Origin of the sequence: Acinetobacter sp. ANC 4779 (assembly GCF_004331055.1) — a bacterium.
Taxonomy (GTDB): Bacteria; Pseudomonadota; Gammaproteobacteria; order Pseudomonadales; family Moraxellaceae; genus Acinetobacter.
In genome coordinates this window covers 226,041-249,155 of record NZ_SJNU01000001.1, presented here as the reverse complement: position 1 = coordinate 249,155, position 23,115 = coordinate 226,041, and the positions used below count along the sequence as shown (strand labels likewise).

Genomic DNA, 23,115 nt, shown 5'->3' with positions numbered 1-23,115 from the left:
GTTTAGAAGATGGCGGTATCTTATTGATCCGCCGCCAGAGTGTCAAGGAGATGAGGTGCGAGTTTGTTCAAAATATAGCAAAACAGTTCCGCAGTCTTTTGAGTATCGTATAAAGCAGAATGTGCTTCCTTGCCATCGAACTCAATTCCAGCGTGAATACACGATTTTGCCAGTACGGTTTGACCAAACATGACTGCACTTAGAGTCACGGTATCGAACACAGAAAAACTGTGAAATGGATTTTGATTTTTAGTTCCGGTACGTGCAATTGCTGCTTGTACAAAACCTAAATCGAAATGCGCATTATGGCCGACCAAAACGGCATGGGTACAATTCTGCTGACGACGAACTTCATTTACAGATTTAAAAATACGTTTTAAGGCACTTTTTTCATCTTCAGCCATGGCCATACGCATCGGATTGAATGGATCAACCCCAATAAAATCCAGTGAGCGACGGTCTAAATTGGCCCCTTCAAAAGGATTAATGTGTGCATGGTGAGCTTCACCTGGCACAAATTGACCCTCTTCATTATAAATGATAGGAATTGCTGCAATTTCCAATAAGGCATCGGTCTTCGAGTTAAAACCTGCTGTCTCGACATCGACAACAACAGGTAAAAATCCACGGAAACGCTGACCAATTATTGGTTGGGTTTCATCTGTCACACTTTTCTCCATTGAATGGTATTACCCGCATATAGAGGGATAATTTTTTCACCATCCAAGTAGTCTAAACTTGTCGGAATAACTTGCTCTTCTTTCACCAGAGTGATGGTATTGGTATTGCGCGGCAGACCATAAAAGTCAGCACCGAAGTGGCTGGCAAAGCCTTCCAGGCGCTCAATTTTGCCCACTTGGTCAAAAGCTTGAGCATATAATTCAATTGCGGTAGGTGCACTATAACAACCTGCACAGCCACATGCATTTTCTTTAGCATTTTTTGAATGCGGCGCGCTGTCTGTACCCAAGAAAAATTTAGGATTCGAGCTGGTCGCCACTTCAAGTAAAGTTTGCTGATGGGTCTGACGTTTTAAAATCGGCAAACAATAAAAATGCGGTTTTACACCACCAACCAGCATATCATTACGGTTAAACAATAAATGCTGCGGGGTAATAGTAGCAGCTACATTGCGGTCTTGTTCAAGTACAAAGTTCGCGGCTTCACTGGTGGTAATGTGTTCAAGCACCAGTTTAAGCTTAGGGAACTGTTTTAATAATGGAGAAAGAACTTCATCAAGGAAGCGTTTTTCACGATCAAAAATATCGACATGGTTATGAGTAACTTCACCATGTAGCAATAAAGGCACTTGATGCTCTTCAAGTTGTTCAATTACAGCATAGACTTTACGAATATCGCTGACGCCATTGTCTGAATTTGTGGTTGCACCAGCAGGGTATAGCTTGATGGCATTTACATGTTCAGATTCTTTAATCTTTTTAACTTCACTTGGTTGGGTGAAGTCCGTAAAGTAAAGCACCATACGGGGATCAAATGAGATACCTTCAGGAACATGTGCCAAAATCCGTTCACGATAAGCATTAGCTTCTTCAACTGTTTTCACAGGAGGAACAGTGTTTGGCATGCAAATTGCGCGCGCAAACTGTTTGGCTAAATCTGGAACCGTACGTTTTAAAGCAAGACCATCACGAAGGTGAGCATGCCAATCATCTGGCTGGAGAAGAGTGATTGTATTCAAGGTCATTTTAATCGGACAAATAAAACAAATGATAATCCATAAAGTGTGAAAAGGGTAACCAGAATTAAAGACAAATGGTGATAGATATTTAAATATAAAGCATAAAACTGTGCTATTTTTAAGTAACGAAAAAGAATTACACAATGCTTGCAAATGGAATACAAGTATAATCTGGCTAAATTACAGTACGATAAAGAAAAAGTAGAAGAACTGATTACGCAGCAAAGTCGCCGTGTAGGACAAATTTTTCCAAAAAAATTAGAACAGGAATTTTGGTCTAAAAATTTAGAACGCGCGCGTAAGCATGTCGAAAAATATTTCTGGGGTGGTGTTTTAAGCTATTTTGTTTTTATGATGGTCATGATTCCAAGTGATTACTGGATTATCGACAAGCAATATTTCGTCCATGATTTCGTACAATCCATGTTGGCACTGTTGAATGGTAGCGCATGTTTGATGCTCTTATTCTTCTTTGCTTATTTCCCTAAAATGCGTCCATATTTTGCCCATGCTGCAATGGGAATCAAGTTTTGGGCCATTGTTTCCATGTCGTGGTTGACGATGACCGTGGAAACGGTTGTGCTCCAGCATCAGGCTACGGCTATATTGTGTATTATTTATATTCTTGGCTATATTTTGACTGGGGTAAAACCACTTCACATGTTGTTGACGGGCGTTTCGGCAGCAATGTTCACAATTGTTCTGTTTTTGGGACTGCATGTTAATTTCGATGCGATGGTACTGGGTCGTATCCTTGCTGGAAGTAGCGTATTAGGTTATGTGATTAGTCATATGATTTTCGCACGTGAGCGGATGATTTATTTGTATTCGATGCGGGCCAAAATTAGTGAAAAAATTCACCGCATTCATAATTCAGAATTATTACATCTGAGTCAGCACGATGAACTGACTAAAATTTCAAATCGCCGTACTTTCGATGAAATGATGGAGGTTTTTTATCAGCAGACTCGTCTAGACCATAACTCTCTCTCTATTTTGTTTATCGATGTGGATTTCTTTAAAAACTATAACGATTTTTATGGTCATCAAAAAGGCGATGATGTTATTTTTTCCATTGCTAAATCTGTTAAAAATGCCATTCGACATATGGATTTTGTTGCGCGCTATGGTGGCGAAGAGTTTGTAGTTTTATTGCCAGAAACAGATGCTCATGGTGCCTATGCAGTTGCATCAAATATTTTTAAGGCCATAGAGCGTTTGGAAATTCCACATACTAAATCATTGGTGTCGAGCTACATTACGATTAGTCTGGGGATTACAGTTTATCGTGGCGAAAATGAGGTGAGCAAAGAAGAATTACTCAAGATTGCCGATCAAGCTTTATATCGGGCCAAACACCTGGGGCGAAACCAAATTTATTATCAATCTATTCGTACGACCAATATTGCTTGAAGACTCAAAATACCATTATAAAAAAAACCGCCATTTAGGCGGTTTTTTAAGATCAAACAGGCTTATTTGTTTTTGTCTTTTAATTGAGGTACTGCAGAACCTGTACCCACAGCAAGAAGACCTGCATTGGTATAGATGCCGAGTTTCGCACGAGTATCTATAATGTCCAGGTTACGCATGGTTAACTGACCAATACGGTCCATAGGCGTAAACATAGAATCACCTTTTTCCATCGTCAAACGCTCAGCTTCATAAGTGAGGTTTTCAGATTCAGTGTTCATGATGGTGAAGTCATTACCACGACGCAGTTCTAAAGTAACAGTACCAGTCACTGCTTTAGCCACCCAACGTTGAGCAGTTTCACGCAGCATTAATGCTTGAGAATCGAACCAACGGCCTTGGTAAAGTAAACGACCTAAACGTAAACCGTTGATACGGTACTGTTCGATGGTATCTTCGTTATGAATACCGGTTACAAGGCGTTCATAAGTGATATGAAGAAGGGCCATACCCGGTGCTTCATAGATCCCGCGAGATTTAGCTTCGATGATACGATTTTCAATTTGATCCGACATACCCAGACCATGACGACCACCGATACGGTTGGCTTCAAGAATCAATTCAACCGGATTGTCAAAACGTTGGCCGTTCAATGCAACTGGCGTACCTTCTTCGAAAGTCACAGATACAAGTTCAGGTTGAACCTCAACTTCGTCTTTCCAGAATGCAACGCCCATGATTGGATCGACAATTTTGATACCGGCATTCAGGTATTCAAGGTCTTTGGCTTCGTGAGTTGCACCCAACATGTTTGAATCGGTTGAATAAGCTTTCTCTTTTGACATTTTATAGTCAAAGCCGTTGTCGATTAAGAATTGCGACATTTCGGCACGACCACCCAATTCATCAATAAACGTTTGGTCTAACCAAGGCTTATAGATTTTAAGGTTCGGGTTAGTCAGTAAACCATAACGGTAGAAACGTTCAATGTCGTTACCTTTATAAGTTGAACCGTCACCCCAGATGTTTACGTCGTCTTCTTTCATTGCGGTAACAAGCATAGTGCCTGTGACTGCACGACCCAATGGAGTCGTATTGAAATAAGGAACACCACCCGTGCTAATGTGGAACGCGCCACATTGAATTGCAGCAATACCTTCAAGTGCAAGCTGTAAACGGCAGTCCACCAAACGAGCTTTTACTGCGCCATAAGCTTCAGCTTTCTTAGGAATTGCATCGTAGTCTTCTTCATCTGGCTGACCCAAATTTGCTGTATAAGCATAAGGTTCAGCCCCTTTTTGTTTCATCCACAATAAAGCAGCTGAGGTATCAAGGCCACCAGAGAAGGCAATCCCGACTTTTTTGCCTACTGGTACATTCTGCAAGATAGTTGCATTGTCAGTCATTGTAAGTCCTAACGATATGAAATAGGCACCACGATAATTGGTAGCCGAGGAGAATCTATAGTTGCCTCAATTGTAGCACTTTTAGGAAAATTTTTTTTCGTAAAAATAAGCAATCAAAAAAAATATCTACAATTTTTAAAGTGATAGATCTTTGGCAGTTGATGAAAGAGTTAATTTAATTATAAAGAAGGGAAATGGATTAAAATAAATACGCAAATTTTTTTATTCAGCCGCATTATATTAATGATATTAAATGTATGCCTTTCAGTTAAAAAATGACAAATAATTCGGTAATGGTTACACCATAATAAGAGATGAAATAAATCAAATTTCACTTTATTTCACTATCCTTACATTGCAATTATGGCTAAGAAAAATAACCTGCCCATCCTTGTTCCTGAATAATTGCAGCGCATTGATTTTATTTCAACTAAGAATATTTCATAAAAGAATTCCTAAACTCATTTTGAGTGTTAAAAACATGAAATTAATAAAAAAATCGGGATGCTAGACTAAAGTTGTAAACGTGTTGAAAAATTCAATGGCTATATTTAAAAAATTAAATAAAAACAAAGATTAAGTTGCTATTCATTAATTTTAGCGCATTTTTTAAAAAAATTTGTGATATGAATTCCAGTATTTATTGGTCTGACCAATATTATTTTAATCAGACCACTATTGATCTTTAATTAAACAAAAACTAGTATATTTATCAGAATGTGAATATTTTTTTGTTTTAATTTAATATTGGTATGACCAATTATGAATATTTGTCAAATATTCAGACCACCAATAATGTCCCAGTAAGCATTTCAAGGAGATGACAATGCTTCAATCTTGGCAACAGATTTACGATCCTATGGGGAATATCTGGATTTCCAGTGCGATTGCCCTTATTCCTATTATTTTCTTTTTCCTTGCACTGGCTGTGTTTCGGATGAAGGGCAGTGTGGCCGCAACCATTACGGTCGCTCTAGCATTTCTGGTATCTTTGTTTTTATATGACATGCCATTGTCGATGGCGCTTTCATCGCTAGTTTATGGCTTCTTTTACGGTTTATGGCCAATTGCTTGGATCATCATTGGCGCAGTATTCCTCTATAAAATTTCAGTGAAAACGGATCAGTTTGACATTATCCGTTCTTCAATTTTATCGATCACTGAAGACCAGCGTTTGCAAATGCTGCTGGTTGGCTTTGCTTTTGGTACGTTTTTAGAAGGTGCTGCAGGCTTTGGTGCACCCGTTGCCATTACAGCGGCTTTATTGGTGGGTTTGGGTTTTAAGCCTTTATACGCTGCCGGTCTTTGCTTAATTGTAAATACTGCACCCGTTGCCTTTGGTGCGATGGGGATTCCCATTATTGTGGCAGGTCAGGTATCTGGCGTAGATACCATGGAAATCAGCCAAATGGTGGGTCGTCAACTTCCATTTATGGTGCCAATTGTATTGATCTGGATCATGGCGATTATGGATGGCTGGCGCGGTGTTAAAGAAACCTGGCCTGCAATTTTTGTTGCAAGTGTTTCATTCTCTTTAGCACAATATTTAACATCTAATTTTGTTGGTCCTGAATTACCCGATATTACTGCAGCAATTGCTTCATTAATAAGTTTGACTATTTTGTTGAAATTCTGGAAACCAAAACATATTTTCCGCTTCCAAGACGAAGACGTTAAAGTAGATGAAACGGTTGTTGCGGCAGCACGTAAGCAATATAGCTTAGGTCAAATTGCAAAAGCATGGTCGCCATTTGCGGTATTAACTGCAATGGTTACGGTTTGGAGTATCAAACCATTTAAAGATTTATTTGCTAAAGATGGTGCGCTCAGTGATTTGGTGGTTTCGATCAAAGTGCCTTATTTGCATCAGATGATTCAAAAATTACCACCTGTGGTTCCTGAAGTTAAAGATTACGATGCAATCTATAAATTTGACTGGTTCTCTGCGACGGGTACAGCAATTATGATTGCCGCAGTCATCACCATCATTTATTTAAAAATGAAGCCGAAAGATGCGGTGGCGACTTTCGCTGAAACAGTAAAAGAATTGAAAACGCCAATTTATTCGATTGGTATGGTATTAGCCTTTGCCTTTATTGCCAACTATTCAGGTTTATCTGCAACGCTGGCATTGGCACTGGCCCATAGCGGCAAAGCCTTTACTTTCTTCTCACCATTTTTGGGTTGGATCGGGGTGTTCTTAACCGGTTCAGACACTTCAGCAAATGCGTTATTTGCGGCATTACAAGCAACTACAGCACAGCAAATTGGTGTTCCTGAGGTGTTATTGGTTGCAGCAAATACCAGTGGCGGCGTCACCGGAAAAATGATTTCACCGCAATCCATTGCGATTGCCTGTGCCGCGGTAGGGCTTGTAGGCAAAGAATCTGATCTGTTCCGTTTTACGGTTAAACACAGTATCGTCTTTACCATCATGATGGGTATTATTGTTAGCTTACAAGCTTATGTGTTCCCGTGGATGATTCCATAACACGCCATTGAGGTCAGCAAATGAAAGTTTCCGACAAAGTCGTACAAAGCCTGCGCATATTGATTGAGCAAAACAATATGCAAGTTGGAGACCGTTTGCCTGCCGAACGAAAATTATGTGAACAACTGGGCGTGTCCCGTTCCTCTTTACGCGAAGCCATTCAGCAGCTGACCAGTCGAGGAATGTTGCTGAGTAAAGTGGGAGCCGGTAATTTTTTGCAGCAATTGCCGACCAATTGGTCACAACATCAAATAGTGCAGCCTTTAAGTGATTTGATTGATCAGGATCCGGCTTACCGCTTTGATGTGCAAGAAGCACGAACTATTTTGGAAGGCGGAACAGCGTGGTATGCCGCAGAGCGTGCCACACCGGAAGACCTGCAAAATATTCGGGATTGCTATGCACAGATTAGCCATTTTCAAGCCATCGGTGATGATGATCAGGCAGCACAGGCCGATGCCAAATTTCATCTTGCCATTGCCGAAGCTTCGCATAATCTGGTGCTGATCCAGATGATGCGTGGCTTATTTGATTTGTTGCAATTCAATGTGGTTCTGGGACGCCGAAAAGTGTATTCCGAACCTCATCGTTTTGATCAGTTGCATTTACAGCATCAACAAGTGATAGATGCGATTGAACGTCGAGATCCAGAAGCTGCCAGACAGGCAGTGTGTGGACATATTGAGTTTGTTATTCAACAAGTACGCTCGATTGATGAGGAAGATGCCCGTCGTCAGCGTGCGAGTCGATTAAATAGGATTTAACCATGATTATTTCTTCTGCTAATGATTACCGCGAAGCCGCTAGACGTCGCTTGCCACCTTTCCTGTTTCATTATATTGATGGGGGCGCATATGCGGAATATACACTCAAGCGTAATGTAGAAGACTTATCCAAAATTGCCTTAAGACAGCGTGTTTTAAACGACATGTCAGAACTAAGCTTAGAAACCAAATTATTTAATGAAACCTTGTCGATGCCTGTGGCTTTATCGCCAGTCGGATTGACCGGGATGTACGCGCGTCGCGGTGAAGTGCAGGCGGCGGTCGCGGCAGACAAAAAAGGCATACCTTTTACTTTGTCGACGGTTTCTGTATGCCCGATTGAAGAAGTAGCACCGGCCATCCAGCGCCCGATGTGGTTTCAGCTGTATGTATTACGTGACCGCGGTTTTATGAAAAATGCCTTGGAGCGTGCCAAAGCCGCGGGTTGTTCAACTTTGATTTTTACTGTGGATATGCCCGTTCCAGGCGCGCGCTACCGCGATGCCCATTCCGGAATGAGTGGCGCCAATGCCGCCATGCGCCGTTATTTGCAATCGGTATTGCATCCGCAATGGGCGTGGGATGTGGGATTGCATGGCCGTCCGCATGACTTGGGCAATATTTCAAAATACTTGGGTAAACCGACCGGACTTGAAGATTATATTGGTTGGTTAGGCAATAATTTCGATCCCTCTATTTCCTGGAAAGACTTGGAATGGATTCGGGAATACTGGGACGGACCCATGGTCATCAAGGGTATTTTAGACCCTGAAGATGCCAAAGATGCAGTACGTTTCGGTGCCGATGGTATTGTGGTGTCGAATCATGGTGGGCGTCAGCTGGACGGCGTTTTATCCAGTGCCCGTGCTTTACCGCCAATCGCCGATGCAGTCAAAGGCGAGATTAAAATTCTGGCCGATTCCGGTATCCGTAATGGTCTGGATGTGGTGCGTATGCTGGCTTTGGGTGCAGATACCTGCATGCTCGGCCGTGCTTTTGTCTATGCCTTGGGTGCAGCAGGTGGAGCGGGTGTAAGTAACTTACTTGATCTGATTGACAAAGAAATGCGGGTAGCGATGACTTTAACCGGTGCCAAAACCATTGCGGATATTAGCTCCGATTGTTTGGTGAGATTGGATCGAGAGTTGGTTGGGTGATTTTTAATTAATTTTTTTCAGATGATTTATAGCGGAATGCTGCTTCTCTTTGCGCCAAAAATGGCTCAGGGAGAAGGTGAGGATGAAGAGGCTTTAATTCTTTTGTCACCACCTCTGCCTGACCCTTTCCTAGAAAGAGAGGGAACTTCAATTACATATTTATCCGCCCGTTTTTAGAATCGAAATGTTTTGGATCTCAAAAGATCACTTTATGAATGAAAAAATCCAAATCCATAAAGTACGACGTTAAAAAAATTATCGTTTAGATATTTATAAATGGAAAAATGCCGAACATGAGTTCTCCAACAAATTCAATGCAAACCATTCAAAACCTCATCACGATTGTCGGCAAGCAGCATGTACTGACCGATGACAACGCTACCCGTTTATACCGTCAAGGTCGTCGCTATGGTTCAGGTCAAGTGCTTGCCGTTGTGGCGCCCGGTTCTTTGGTTGAACAATGGCAAGTTTTGCAAATTGCTGTTCAGGCAGATTGTATTGTGATTATGCAGGCTGCCAATACCGGACTCACCGGGGGTTCAACCCCTTTTGGTGATGATTATGATCGGCCTGTGATTTTAATGAGTACTCGCCGATTAACCGGTATTCAAGTGATTAATGATGGGAAACAGGTGGTTTGTTTGCCGGGAGCAACATTAGATAAATTGGAAAAGCAGTTGGCGCCGTTTAATCGTGAACCGCATTCCGTGATTGGTTCATCCTGTATTGGCGCGTCAGTTTTAGGCGGAGTTTGTAATAATTCAGGTGGTGCCTTGGTTCGCCGTGGACCAGCCTATACCGAACTTGCGCTGTATGCTCGCGTCGATGAGGCTGGACAGCTTGAGCTAGTTAATCATTTAGGGGTAAACCTAGGCTCAACCCCTGAAGAAATTTTATCAAAACTGGAAAATCAGCAATATCAAATTGATGATATTCAGCACGATTCCAATTGTTGCGCTTCTGATCAGCATTATGCTCATGATGTCACTCAAGTCGATGAAAATACTCCAGCACGCTTTAATGCAGATCCATCGCGCTTGTTTGAGGCTTCAGGTTCCGCAGGAAAAGTATGCGTGTTTGCGGTACGTCTGGACACTTTTGAAAAAATTCCGAGTCAGGTCTTGTATGTCGGCACCAATACGCAGCAAGATTTGACCGCAATTCGCCGTTTTCTCCTCACCGATTTAGCCCGCTTGCCGATTGCCGGTGAGTATATTCACCGGGTCGCTTATGACATTGGTGCCGAATACGGTAAAGATACGTTCATGTTTATCGAGAAATTCGGGACTGTCAGAGTACCGGCGGCTTTTGCCATGAAAGATAAGGTCGATGGCTACTTGGAAAAAATTGGCATGAAAGGGCTGTCGGATAAAGTCTTGCAAATGGTGAGCAAATTTTTACCGTCGCATTTGCCGAAACGCATGAATGAATTTCGTGATCTGTATGAGCACCATTTGGTGTTACGCATCGAAAATCAGGATGTGGAACAGGTTCAGCAATTTCTGCAACACTATTTTGCAGCCCATCCCACTGGAAAGCATTTTCTGTGTAGCGAAGAAGAAGGCCGTAAAGCCTTTTTACACCGTTTTGCCATTGCAGGCGCAGCGATTCGTTATCGCGACACGCATCGTTCAGAAGTGGAAGATATTGTTGCGCTGGATATTGCTTTACGCCGTAACGACCGTGAATGGGTGGAAACCTTGCCCAAGGAAATGGAAAATCTGATTATCCATAAATTGTATTATGGTCATTTTTTATGTCATGTTTTTCATCAGGACTATATTGTGAAAAAAGGCGTAGATCTTTTGGCGATGGAACATCAAATGTGGCATTTATTGGATAAGCGCGGTGCAGAATATCCGGCCGAGCATAATGTCGGACATTTATATGCCGCCAAACCGGCTTTAAAAAATCATTATCAAAAGCTCGATCCGACCAACAGTTTTAATGTCGGCATTGGACATACCTCTAAATTAAAACACTGGAATTAAAATCCTGTAATTAAAATATAAATAATCATGTGTTTTATCTCTGGTGCAGTCTGACAACTGAACCTTTTTTATGGAAAATTGACTGTTTCGTCAGACAATGTTGCAAAGATGTCATAAACAAATAAATAAAAATAGGTAAAGTAGTATGCAACAAGTTGCAAAGCCAATAAATTAAGGATTCATCATGACAACAAGCTATGCAAATATTTTAAAACCGCTACATTTGGGCTTTACGACCATTAAAAACCGTGTCGTGATGGGTTCTATGCATACCGGTCTGGAAGACCGTTTTTACAACTATCCAAAACTGGCAGCATATTTTGGGGAACGTGCAAAAGGTGGGGTGGGGCTGATTATCACGGGCGGGATTTCACCGAACCGTCAAGGCTGGTTACTGCCGGCTGGCGGTACCATGAATAACTTGGGGGATGTGGCGCCGCATCGTTTAGTGACCCATGCGGTACATAAGCATGGCGCAAAAATTTTGATGCAGATTCTGCATTCTGGACGTTATGGTTACCAGCCTTTTGTGGTTTCTGCCAGTCCAATCAAATCGCCAATTTCACCATTTAAACCGCGTCAAATGAGTGAAAAGCAGATTCTGGATACCATTGATGATTATGCGCATACTGCCAGCATTGCCAAAAAAGCTGGTTATGACGGTGTGGAAATCATGGGGTCGGAAGGTTATTTGCTGAACCAGTTTTTAAGCCGTCATGTTAATCAGCGCGATGACCGCTGGGGTGGTGATATTCTAAATCGCATGCGTTTTGCAGTGGAAATTGTACGCGCGATCCGTGAAAAAATTGGGGAAAACTTTATTATCTGTTTCCGCCTGTCGATGCTCGATCTGGTTCATGATGGCAATACCATGCAGGAAGTGATTACCGTAGCTCAAGCTCTGGAAAAGGCAGGGGTGACTTTGCTGAATACTGGTATTGGCTGGCATGAAGCACGTATTCCGACCATTGTGACTTCAGTACCACGCGCTGCATTTGCAGACTACACCGCAGAAGTGAAAAAGCATGTGGCAATTCCTGTGATTGCATCCAACCGTATTAATATGCCTGATACTGCCGAAGCCATTTTAGCGGCTGGAAAAGCAGATATGGTGCAAATGGCACGACCACTGTTGGCCGATGCCTTTTGGGTCAATAAAACTGCGACCAATCGGGTTGATGAAATTAATACCTGTATTGCCTGTAACCAAGCCTGTTTAGATCATACCTTTAAAAACCAACGTGCAACCTGTCTGGTGAATCCACGCGCTGCTTATGAAACTGAATTGGTGTATGTCAAAACCAAAAATCCTAAAAAAATTGCCGTTATTGGTGGTGGCGTAGCAGGAATGTCTGCTGCAACCGTGGCTGCAAGTCGTGGTCATCGGGTCACTTTATTTGAAGCTGCCACTGAGGTCGGTGGGCAGTTTAATTTAGCCAAAGTGGTACCGGGTAAAGAAGAATTTCACGAAACCATCCGTTATTTTAAAGTTCAGATTGAAAAAACCGGGGTGGAACTGCGCTTAAATACTAGAGTCAACCGTGAGCAATTGGAACGTGAAGGTTTTGCTGAAGTTATTGTGGCAACTGGAGTTGTACCGCGTAGTTTAAAAATTGAAGGTAGCGATGCACCGCAAGTGTTGTCTTATGCTGAAGTATTACGCGGCGCACCCGTGGGTCATAGAGTTGCAGTAATTGGTGCCGGTGGGATTGGTTTTGATGTCTCGGAATTTTTGTTAAGACCTGAACATCAGCCACAACCGCAACCGTTGGCAGATTGGCAGCGCGAGTGGGGCATTGATCCGAATCCAAATTATATTTCTGAAGGCGGCATGCAGCCTGCCGAAGTGGATACCCCTGTACGTGAAATTTATTTATTGCAACGTAAAACTACACCGCTAGGTATGAGTTTAGGCAAAACATCGGGTTGGGTACATCGTGCGCAATTGAAAAAGCATGCTGTGAAGATGCTACGCGGTGTGCAATATAAGTCTGTTACCAATGAAGGCTTATGGATTGAAACCAACGGTTATGACCAACTGTTACGCGTAGATACCGTGGTGGTGTGTGCAGGACAAGAGTCAGTCAAAGATCTTATGCCAAATGATGATGATTTTACCTTAGCAAATTACCATATTATTGGCGGTGCCAAACTGGCAGCAGAGCTGGATGCCAAGCGCGCCATCCGTGAAGGTGCTGAATTAGCAGCCAGATTATGATTTTTTAACTCAATGTGGTGAAACTATATTCAGTTGAATGGTTTGCTTGCAATTTTTGCTTGTCAGTTTTTAAAAAGCTCCGTATGATTGCGCACATGGAAGCGTGGCAGAGCGGTTTAATGCACCGGTCTTGAAAACCGACGAGGGTTTACCCCCTCCGTGAGTTCGAATCTCACCGCTTCCGCCAAACAACACTGTCCAACATTACTTAACGCAATATAAGCAATTGATTATATTGGTTAAAGTTGGAATATAACGGTACGACGCACGTTGACACTTGACGTAAATCTACAGTTATAAAGTAGTAAGAAATGTAGTAAGTTAAAACTTACTACATTTTTTTTTGCGTGGTTTTTTATTATGGCACGTACTCAAAATAAGCTCACAGCGCTACAAATTAAAAAACTTAAAGCTGATCCGCAAAAGAGTATAAAGATAGGTGATGGTGGAAACCTATATTTTCGTATTGATCCGAATGGGAGTCGGTATTGGATATTTAATTATACTCGCCCATATACGAGCAAGCGTAATGAAATGTCACTCGGTACATATCCTGGGATGTCCTTGGAAGAAGCTCGTAAAGTTCGAGATGAATACAAAGTGCTTATTCAAAAGGGTATTGATCCAGCAGCACAACGTTTGCAACATAAACACCAGCGTAAACATGAGCTAGATCATACTTTTCAGGTGATTGCAGAAAAATGGCTTGAAAAAAGAGCGATAGAAAAGAAAGAAGATAGTGAAACGATCCGTCGTTTAAATCATGATGTCTTACCACAAATATCAACATTGACCTTTGATCAGCTTACTTTAGAAGTTATGGAAGATCGTATATTTCAGCCTATTCTCGCAAGAGGAGCATATTCTGTAGCTAAAAGATTAAAGTCGGATTTAAATCAAATTTTCAAATTTGCCAGAAAAAGAAAACTCATTATTTATAATCCGATAGAAGATATTGAACTGCCAACACCACCTAAAACAAATCATGCTGCCATTACTGAACCACGAGAACTAGCATCGCTGGTCAAAGCAGTATGGCGATATGGTGAGGTACACCAACGAAGTTTAATCTCGACCCAAATTGCGATAAAACTCTCCTTACTGATTTTCCAGCGTCCAGGGGAGATTAGACAGCTTAAAAAAGCGCATTATTATAAAGAAGAGCATTGTTTAAAGTTTGTTGCCAGTAAAACTAAACAAGAACACATTGTTCCACTATCAAGGCAAGCAATCGAACTACTAGATTCAATTATGGATATTTAGCTTGGGAACGAATATATTTTTGTCGGTCGAGAGGGTAAAGGTTGTATTTCAGACAATACGATGAATAAGGCTTTAGAGCGCTTAGGGTTTGCAGGCAAACATACTGTACATGGTTCACGAGCTACAGCAAGAACACTGTTAGATGAAGTTCTTAATCAGCGAGTAGAGCATATTGAACATCAATTAGCGCATAGAGTTAAAGATCCTAACGGTACCGCTTACAACAGAACAAAGTTTTTAGAACAGCGACGAGAGATGATGCAGAAGTGGGCTGATTATTTGGAATCTTTCCTTGAAGATAAATATGATGCAAGTGTAGAAAGTCAAAAAGATTTAAGCCTGTTATGACACAGGCTTTAGGAAAAATAAAATAGTCGCTATGCAGCTCTATTTTTGCTTTCTATCCACTGATTGATTTGGTGTTCAGACCATGTTGGCATACTCGCAGTAATATAGGTCGGGGCAGGAAAATCCCCTCGTTTTACTAATTTCCAAAGCATGGACTCTGAAATGTTCAATAAACCAATGGATGCTTCACGAGAGGAAAGTTTGCGTATACGACCAGAACGGTCGACATATACATTACCAGCACGTGCTGGATAGTTTACGAGATCTTTCACTCGATAAAGTTTTGCAATAGACATTGTCTGTCTACTCCTGATTTTTATTATTAAGCGACATTGCTTGTATAAAAGCTTAGCAAAATAAAAAAATAGACAATTCTAAAAGTATGAGAATTGGAACTTTTAATAAAAAATTGAAAACCGAAAAAATGAATAAGGTGAATTTTATAGAAAACAATGATGGATCAGAAAAATAGGTGGATAATTCGTCAAACTTGAGCACTATTTAGAAAAAATATTGAGATATAATTTTTAGGTAAAAAGACTTAAGTTTAAAGATATATCTATCATTCAACTATTCTCAAGAAGCAAAGGATAGAGGACTTAGAACAATATTTTTTATTTTTGAGGTATAGCTAATTGACATGGTAATACCCCCATTTTTAATTGAGTTAATGAGTAGAAAAACCAATTTCTTGTATCAAAATGTGTATCATTTTTTTCTTATTTTACATATAAAACAAATACTTAAAATTTGGTTCGGTAGTGAATATAAGAACAGAATTTTTCATTTTTCGATAATTTCTAATTTAATTAAAGTATAAATATTTTAGCTTGAGTCCTCATGTATCAACGCAGATGGAATGAGGTTAAGTTCCTGTGAGCAAGCCTACCTGTAGCTACAAAAATCTATCCTACGGATCGCTTTTTGGTACGCAACAGGGCTTGTCAGGGGCGACCCCCTGAACCCCAAAATATTACTTATCAAACAGAGGAAATGAGTTTCTTTGGCTTTTTTTTGAGCGGGAAGACTAAAGAAAGACGGTTAAAGAAAGCTAAATTAAGTTGTGGAACATTGCTCAAATATTAGATGTGGAACGTGAATAATCATAAAAAAAGCCCATTCGAGGGTGAATGGGCTTTTTAATAGTATATAAGAAATTGATTTTTAAAGGAATAAAAATTGCATTTCATATAAGCTGTATTATGTTAATTTTAGAAAAACTTTAAAGTACTTATTCAATTCAATGGAAAAAATATTAGATTCCGAAACTATTGTCTTTTGAGCATTATACAAAAATTAATTAACATACCACCTTAAAAAAATCCCATCTTCATCATACATTTTCTGAGTTAATGAATAAGGGCAAATTGATAAAAAATACCAACCTAAATAACCATGCTCTTCATCCAATTTGTCCATTTTTTCCTTACCAATCCATATTTCTTTAAGTAAGGCTAGCTGCTCATCTGGTGATTCTGTTAAACGTTCCCCGCGTTTCGGATGCTCAATACAATCACCGTAAAACAAACATGCATCTCCACTTTTTAAGAGCCTTTCTAAGGCCATAAAAAAAGCAGTATCTGGGTTATATTCAAATTTTACGTCTGGATAATTTTCATCATCCATCTCACCATCTCACCATCTCACCATCTCACCATCTCACCATCTCACCATCTCACCATCTCACCATCTCACCATCACAGCTATACCATAAATATTCTATTCCCGCGTAAGGGTGCCATTCTTTAAAATGTTTTAAAATTGCATCTATTTGATTCATTAAAATTTAACTCTAAGTTTTAGCTTTTTTAAGTAGGTTTTTGAACATCGACTCAAAAACAGGGTTAATATTTATTTTCTGACGTAGAGTATGGTTTTGTTGGAGTGAGGCATCTAACCATGATTTACCATAAAATCTCTTATGAGAAACTCATAAATAGTGGACTTTTCAACAAAATAAGCGGCTATTTAACATAATGGTATTTATGCGAAATTATCAAAAAAAATTAGTAAAAATGGTGGCTTAAGGCTCCCATTTTAGACTTCGTATAAGTTGTATTATGTTAATTTTAGAAAAATTAAATAGCTATTTATTCTTTAAGAAGTATTTAACCTTCTTAAATCTTAGTTTTTCGATTGTATATTTTGCACTTCCATGAGGTCCTCTAAACAATGTTGCACCATTAAAATTATATTCGTCACAATAGGAATAAATATCTATAGCTAAGGCATAAGGAATATCAACTTTTAATAAATTATTCTCTAAAGACTTATCTTTTAGGACATCATTTATAGTGAGGAATGATAAGGTTTTAGATTCATCTTGTGATAGATTAAGTTTATTAATAGGCTGTGTCACACAAGTAAAACACCCTTTCTGAAAAGATATATGTGAATTAGTAGCCTTCGGTAAATCTATTACTTGTACTTCTGGAACAACATTAGAGTCAGCATAGATCCATATCGACATAAACAAATTATTGAAATCAATATCTTCATTTTTATGAATCATATTAAAAATCTTATCTATAACTTCAATACTAGCAAAATATAATGCAACTAAAGGATGATAAGACCAATCTAGAAATCTAGTGGGAACACCATAATGCTGAGCGAATCCAATAAGTTCATACAATTCACTTATTGATGCCCAATTTGCTTGTTCCTTCACCATTCTTTTAATGTGTTTTTCATCTTCAAAGAGCTTTCTCCATGCTACGGAGTCATTTGGAATTATAGTGCCAGTAGAATCACAAGCATTTATGAAGTCTCTCAAAATAAAATATTCTTGTAATTGAGTGTCAGCATGATCAAATGACTCTTTCTTATCCCTATATAAAGATGAAATTAGTTCATATTCACTGTTACTCATGCCCCGAAATATAAGATTTTTAATATATCTATTATTCATTTCAGATTTTGTTTCTATTACTTTCTCAAAATTCCTTTTAAATGGACAAAAAAAATCAATTAGATCTTGTTGATTATCTATTTTTAATAGGTAATAACCACCTTCTTGTAGTGTCATCTTTTCAACAAGTGCATTGACAGAAAAAGTCATTAATTACATTTCTCATTTAAATTTTTCTATTATAAGCAAAGATTCCCTCCATTTAACATAATGGCGCTTATACGCAACGAAATTGTAATAATATTGCAATATCAATAATTTAAGATAAAAGAAAAAGTTGAAAGATCAGCAGAATCCCGGCTTGGAAACAAGTCGGCTTTTTTTTGAACTGTTTTGATATATTCTGCCAATAAAATTAATTACTTTTTAATCAAATTGAAACTTTCCTCAATGTTAGCAGCCTTCCCAGGGCAGAAAATATCCCCAATTTCTGCGGATAAAAGGGGGACAGTTTTTAGCCGGCTTTGTACGCATTTGCTCACATCAATCTCGGCCCTTTGCTGCTATACCACTTCGCTGTAATTTCATATGATGGGGACATAGAGAGCAGGATGCTCCAAATAAAAAGAACAACGTACAGAACAAGGAATGTGAGATCCGACAGGAGTTAGATCTAAGCATCAAATACGAAAAACCCCGACAGGATGTCGGGGTTTTTTATTTCGTGATTTTTAAATTTATAAATTTCTTTATTTATTTCATAATTTTACTTATGGTACACATCTTTGATGTTATTTTTTGGATAGACTGTGATAATTGGAATATTTTTACGACATATAAAAACCTATAAAGGAATTAACTTTATTCCAATTAGCGATAGTAGTAGTTTTTGTGGACTAGTTGGTGAAAATGGAGTTGGTAAAAGTACCATTTTGGAGTCTCTTGATACGTTTTTCCATCATAAAGACTGGAATATTAATATAGAACATGTTGCCAAAACAGATGCTAATACTCCTTATATTATTCCTATTTTCTTAATAGAAAAGAAAAAACTAAAACTCAATACTGAAGAAATAATATATGTAGAAAAAATTGATAAAGCATTAAGATCAAATGATCCAAGCGGTCTGCCAAAGAAAACTAGGGATATTGGTGTAAGAGCACTCGAACATATACAAAATGTACTACAAAATTTAGAAAATCCTGATGAATACTATATTATTGCAATTGGTATAAATAAAGATAATACAAAAAGTTTTGGTCTTTTTAAAAATACAATTACATCTCACTTTAATATCGCTGACTTTATTAAAGATAGCTCACAAGAAAAAATTCTTGAAGAAAATTTAACTGATGAAGCCGAAGAAGATTTGACTGATGAATCCGAAGAAGATTTGACTGATGAATCCGAAGAAGATTTGACTGATGAAGCTGAAGAAGATTTAGAGGATGAAGCTGAAGAAGATTTAGAGGATGAAGCTGAAGAAGAAACAAGTATTGCAACAAAAATTCTTACAAGCTTAACAATATCTAAAATATTTTTAAAAATAATTGATTTATATAACTATATATATATTCCAAAAGAGCTAACAGCTGAAGAATTCACTAAGTTACATAATAGAGAGTTTGAAGTATTAATGGGTAAAACCCTTAATCAGACATTAGATAGTTTTATCGATAAAAATTTGGTAGATAGTATAAATAATAAACTTGATAGTTTGGTTTCAACTATAAATGAAAATCTTAACTTCTACACTTATAAAACACCACAAACTCGTCAACAGAAATTAAGAAAGACAGATGTATATAAGTTAATAACAGATGCATATTTCGGAATTAGGCAAATACATCAAAATTTTGATGGAAAGCTCATCCCTATTACTAAGTTAAGTTCAGGAGAAAAACAAAAAGCTATTTTAAATATAGCTAGTATTCTGTTAGAGAAAAATCACCCTCAGAATAAAGATAAATATATTATTTTTGCCTTTGATGAACCAGAATCTTCTCTCCATATTTCAGCTTGCTTCGATATTTTTCAACAATTGCATAAGACTAGTACCTTTTGTAATCAGTTGATTTTTACAACGCATTGGTATGGTTTCTTACCTGCTGTGATAGACGGATGTACTGTTATTATATCGAAGGACAAAAAAAGAGAGCATTTATACGATTTTGTTAATCTTTATAAATATAGGGAGGAAACAAAGTTTCTTAGAGAAAAATCTAATAGATATCAACAATTTCCATCAAGTATAAAATTAAAAAGCATTAATGACCTTGTCCAATCGATTGTCTGTGGCAGTATGTCTGATAAACCTTTTAATTGGATAATATGTGAAGGATCATCTGAAAAAATATACTTATCTTTTCTATTAAAAGAATTAATTGAAAAAAATAACCTACGTATTTTACCAGTAGGCGGTAGAGATGAAGTTAAACAACTCTATAATCATTTATCTATAGCTTTTAAGGATTTTGATGCTGAAATATCGGGCAAAGTTTTTTTATTATGCGATACAGATAATATATCTAATTCTCAACTACTTAATGATAATCAACATAAAAAACTCATGTTTAGACGTTTAATCAATGATAGTAATTCTAGTACTACTAAGCTAGTTCATATAAACGATACGACATCTTCAGAACCTACAGAATTAGAAGATGTTTTAAACTCTAAAACATTTATAAATACACTCGAAAGCTTTAAAGAAATATATCCAGAAATCTTAATTGACTTAGTGGAGGATAATTATTCAAAAATAGAAGATAATCAATATTTGCCATCAGCTTGGGCATTTAGACTTTCACCTGTTTCACCACAAAGAAAGAAAATAATGAGCTTTTTTGACGTTACTCCAACTATAAAAAGTGATTTTGCAAATGTATATATTAAAAATATTAGCAGCAATGATGATTTACCTTGGATTCAAGAAATAAAAGATTTTTTCCAAAGTTGATTATAGAGAGGCACCTTTTCGGGTGCCTCCTTATTTAATATAAAATCTCTTATACGAAACTTAAAAACGAGGATCTAGAGTCCTCGTTTCGTGTAAGCGCTATTATGTTAAATGCAATACTTTACATACTGCATTCTCTCCTGATTTCTACTGTACGGAATAAGCCTCTAAAAGGCATTGTGCTGTAGTTTCATCAAGATTTTTTTCGATCTCATTCCAATTATCTAGATATTTTTTAAATTTTCCATCCATAAAGTGTGAATGTAACGCCACCTGCATATAGTAGCCATCAACAACTAAAGCTATAAAATTTTGGTTACTTTCAATGATGGCATATCCACCGTTTTGCATTTGCAAAAAAGAACGAGAAGCATAGTTTAAATACTTAGTTTCTATTGGAGTCTTAGCAATCATTGCCGGAGAATAGGTTGCAAAGATATTGTCATTTTTTGCATTGTTTATAGGTAGCCAATAAAGGTAACTATCTGTTTTATTTAATGTTTCACATAACAACTGATATAGATTTTGACTACATTTTTCATTGTAATGATCTGAATAGTCTAATAAATTTACTTTTTTATTATTAGCAATTATTGAAGGTTTAATATAATTATGATGATTAATCCATAAAGTAAATATCTTAGAAATATCGGTATATTCCTTATTATTTAATTTCCCATAATAGGGTTTTAATGGATCACTATCGTCAATCCAAGGTTTGGTTTTCCTATTCATAGAACCATTCTCTAGTGTATTTATGGATTCGTTTAAAAGTGAAGAAGAACTAAAATTAACATAATACAGCTTATACGAAGCTTAAAAAATGAGGAGCTATAGTCCTCGTTTTGTGTAAGAGCCATTATGTTAAATAGGCAGGGAATCAGGCTCAATCATTTTATTTTAAGATGAGTTTTGAGTACTTAATTATATGGTCTGTAACACTTTCCAAGTGGTAAGGTTGATGAATCCAGTGATGCCAGTAGAGTTGAACCTTATTTTCTAATTCTGGACATAAATCAATCATTTCATCTTGATCATAGAGGCTATTCAATTGGAATTCTGGAACCATTCCATAGCCTATTCCAAGTCGTATAGCTGTCAAAAAAGATTCTGAAGAGGGTATTAAGTGAAAAGGGTAACTGCCCTTTGTTAGACCGAATTGCTTTATTAAAATATCAAAATGAAGATGGTCTTTTTCATTAAATATTACAGCAGGCGCTAAGCATAAAGCTTGTCTATTTATACCACCAGCAAACCATTTTTTTGTGAATGCTTTTGTTGCGATCATTTTATATTTCATCATACCTAAATATTGAGACTTACAGCCTTTCATAGGTTTAGGTTCAATTGAGATACACGCATTAACGATTCCTTTTTCTAGTAAGGAATATGTATGAGCTTGATCATCAACGATTAGATTCAGCAATATCTTATTTTTTATAAGTACATCTTTGAGCGTTGGAAGTAACCAGGTTGCTAGGCTATCGGCATTAGATGCGATAACCACTTTAAAAAATTCAGCTTGTGACTTATTCATTAAATCATGTAAAAAATTTTGTTCTAATCTTTGACTTTTTTTCAAATATTCAAATACGTGCTGACCTGATGTGGTTAATGTACAAGGCTTACTACGTATTATTAATAACTGTCCTAATTCTTTTTCTAAAGCTTGTAATCTTAAGGTTACAGCAGATGGAGTCAGGCAGAGCATTTTTCCTGCCTGATCGAAACTACCAGTCTCAACTACCGCTAAGAAGGCTTCGCATTGTTTTTTTTCTAACATAAAAATTATTTAGCCAACCCAAAATATTCTTAATTTTAATGAATAAAAAAAACAAATACACATAATTCAAATAAATAGATACTTCAGATAAATCAATATGGTTACATTTTTAACAGGATTGGGGGTTGGGTTTTCTCTCATATTAGCCATTGGTGCTCAAAATGCTTTTGTTTTGAGACAAGGACTCAAACGTGAATACGTTTTTAGTGTTTGTCTCATATGCGCCTTATCGGACTCTATTCTTATTTATTTAGGAATTACAGGGTTCTCAAAGATCGTTGAGGAATTTCCTTTAATCACTATTTTTGCTCAATATTTTGGAGCTATATTTTTATTCATTTATGGCTTGAGAAGCTTCTATTCAGCTTTTAGAAAAAATACACATCTTGATCCGAGTCGTATTGAAAAAGCTAATATTTATCGTGTGCTAGGTACTTGCTTGGCATTTACATGGCTCAACCCTCATGTTTATCTAGATACTATTGTACTAGTAGGTTCTATCTCCACGAACTTTACAAACGAATTGCCTGCATTTGCTATGGGAGCAATTCTATCTTCATGGATATTTTTCTTTTCTTTAGGCTACGGAGCAAAATTTCTATTACCTCTATTCCAGAATTCTCTTTCATGGAAAATATTAGATTTTCTAATAGGGGTAATCATGTGGGGTATAGCTATAAATCTTTTGTACTAAAAATATGTGGGGGTAATTTATTTGGCACTGTTGCAAATAGTGATTTGATTTGAGGGTGCTTCCTTTAAAAATGGGTT

At 37.8% G+C, this 23,115-nt stretch carries 16 protein-coding genes, 1 tRNA gene and 1 pseudogene; 10 read left to right on the top strand and 8 right to left on the bottom strand.

Annotation, left to right across the window (positions count from 1 at the left end):
• Positions 1–20 precede the first annotated feature (20 nt).
• Entirely contained in the window at positions 21–680 is a 660-nt protein-coding gene (gene rnt / locus E0H80_RS01200; RefSeq protein ID WP_067863532.1) for a ribonuclease T, read from the bottom strand.
• Complete coding sequence (gene pyrC, locus E0H80_RS01195) at positions 665–1,699, bottom strand: dihydroorotase (protein WP_067864490.1); 1,035 nt, start codon at positions 1,697–1,699, stop codon at positions 665–667. Before pyrC ends, rnt begins: the two co-directional genes overlap by 16 nt.
• A 153-nt stretch (positions 1,700–1,852) precedes the next feature.
• Between pyrC and E0H80_RS01190 the strand changes: the two genes are divergently transcribed.
• Positions 1,853–3,112 carry a GGDEF domain-containing protein gene (locus tag E0H80_RS01190; protein ID WP_131362427.1) on the top strand — a complete coding sequence of 420 codons (1,260 nt, stop codon included), beginning with the start codon at positions 1,853–1,855 and terminating at the stop codon, positions 3,110–3,112.
• A 62-nt stretch (positions 3,113–3,174) separates the two neighbouring features.
• On the opposite strand, the gene argG is transcribed toward E0H80_RS01190, so the two are convergent.
• Positions 3,175–4,518 (bottom strand): argininosuccinate synthase, encoded by a 1,344-nt coding sequence (gene argG / locus E0H80_RS01185; protein ID WP_131362425.1) that lies wholly within the window; start codon positions 4,516–4,518, stop codon positions 3,175–3,177.
• A gap of 820 nt (positions 4,519–5,338) precedes the next feature.
• On the opposite strand from argG, the gene lldP reads away from it, so the two are divergent.
• The 7 genes and pseudogenes from lldP (at position 5,339) to E0H80_RS01150 (ending at position 14,750) form a co-directional block, all read left to right on the top strand.
• Positions 5,339–7,009 carry an L-lactate permease gene (gene lldP / locus E0H80_RS01180; RefSeq protein ID WP_171457792.1) on the top strand — a complete coding sequence of 557 codons (1,671 nt, stop codon included), beginning with the start codon at positions 5,339–5,341 and terminating at the stop codon, positions 7,007–7,009.
• Between the two features lie 20 nt (positions 7,010–7,029).
• Positions 7,030–7,773, top strand: a complete 744-nt coding sequence (gene lldR / locus E0H80_RS01175; RefSeq protein WP_131362421.1) for a transcriptional regulator LldR — start codon at positions 7,030–7,032, stop codon at positions 7,771–7,773.
• A 2-nt stretch (positions 7,774–7,775) separates the two neighbouring features.
• Entirely contained in the window at positions 7,776–8,930 is a 1,155-nt protein-coding gene (lldD, locus tag E0H80_RS01170; RefSeq protein ID WP_131362419.1) for an FMN-dependent L-lactate dehydrogenase LldD, read from the top strand.
• A 293-nt stretch (positions 8,931–9,223) separates the two neighbouring features.
• Complete coding sequence (dld, locus tag E0H80_RS01165; protein ID WP_131362417.1) at positions 9,224–10,921, top strand: D-lactate dehydrogenase; 1,698 nt, start codon at positions 9,224–9,226, stop codon at positions 10,919–10,921.
• 184 nt (positions 10,922–11,105) lie between these two features.
• The gene (locus tag E0H80_RS01160; RefSeq protein WP_131362415.1) at positions 11,106–13,139 is read left to right on the top strand and encodes an NADPH-dependent 2,4-dienoyl-CoA reductase; all 2,034 of its coding nucleotides are present in this window, start codon (positions 11,106–11,108) and stop codon (positions 13,137–13,139) included.
• A 97-nt stretch (positions 13,140–13,236) separates the two neighbouring features.
• A tRNA-Ser gene (locus tag E0H80_RS01155) sits at positions 13,237–13,326 on the top strand.
• Positions 13,327–13,496: 170 nt separating this feature from the next.
• Positions 13,497–14,750, top strand: a pseudogene (locus E0H80_RS01150) (tyrosine-type recombinase/integrase).
• 29 nt (positions 14,751–14,779) lie between these two features.
• On the opposite strand, the gene E0H80_RS01145 reads toward E0H80_RS01150, so the two are convergent.
• From E0H80_RS01145 to E0H80_RS01135, 3 genes are all read right to left on the bottom strand, one after another.
• Positions 14,780–15,046, bottom strand: coding sequence for a helix-turn-helix transcriptional regulator (locus tag E0H80_RS01145; protein ID WP_067868022.1), 267 nt, complete (start codon positions 15,044–15,046; stop codon positions 14,780–14,782).
• A gap of 1,000 nt (positions 15,047–16,046) precedes the next feature.
• A complete protein-coding gene (locus E0H80_RS01140; RefSeq protein WP_228259926.1) occupies positions 16,047–16,376 on the bottom strand; it encodes a hypothetical protein in 330 nt (109 codons plus the stop codon).
• Positions 16,377–16,836: 460 nt separating this feature from the next.
• A complete protein-coding gene (locus E0H80_RS01135; protein ID WP_067868015.1) occupies positions 16,837–17,811 on the bottom strand; it encodes an FRG domain-containing protein in 975 nt (324 codons plus the stop codon).
• Between the two features lie 599 nt (positions 17,812–18,410).
• On the opposite strand from E0H80_RS01135, the gene E0H80_RS01130 reads away from it, so the two are divergent.
• Positions 18,411–20,561 (top strand): AAA family ATPase, encoded by a 2,151-nt coding sequence (locus E0H80_RS01130; protein ID WP_131362413.1) that lies wholly within the window; start codon positions 18,411–18,413, stop codon positions 20,559–20,561.
• A 147-nt stretch (positions 20,562–20,708) separates the two neighbouring features.
• Here E0H80_RS01130 and E0H80_RS01125 read toward each other — a convergent pair whose 3' ends face one another.
• Together E0H80_RS01125 and E0H80_RS01120 are read right to left on the bottom strand one after the other, a co-directional pair.
• Complete coding sequence (locus E0H80_RS01125; protein WP_067868010.1) at positions 20,709–21,296, bottom strand: hypothetical protein; 588 nt, start codon at positions 21,294–21,296, stop codon at positions 20,709–20,711.
• Positions 21,297–21,456: 160 nt separating this feature from the next.
• Entirely contained in the window at positions 21,457–22,344 is an 888-nt protein-coding gene (locus E0H80_RS01120; protein WP_131362411.1) for a LysR family transcriptional regulator ArgP, read from the bottom strand.
• Between the two features lie 97 nt (positions 22,345–22,441).
• On the opposite strand from E0H80_RS01120, the gene E0H80_RS01115 reads away from it, so the two are divergent.
• Entirely contained in the window at positions 22,442–23,038 is a 597-nt protein-coding gene (locus E0H80_RS01115) for a LysE/ArgO family amino acid transporter (RefSeq protein WP_067868007.1), read from the top strand.
• The last annotated feature ends 77 nt before the right edge of the window (positions 23,039–23,115 follow it).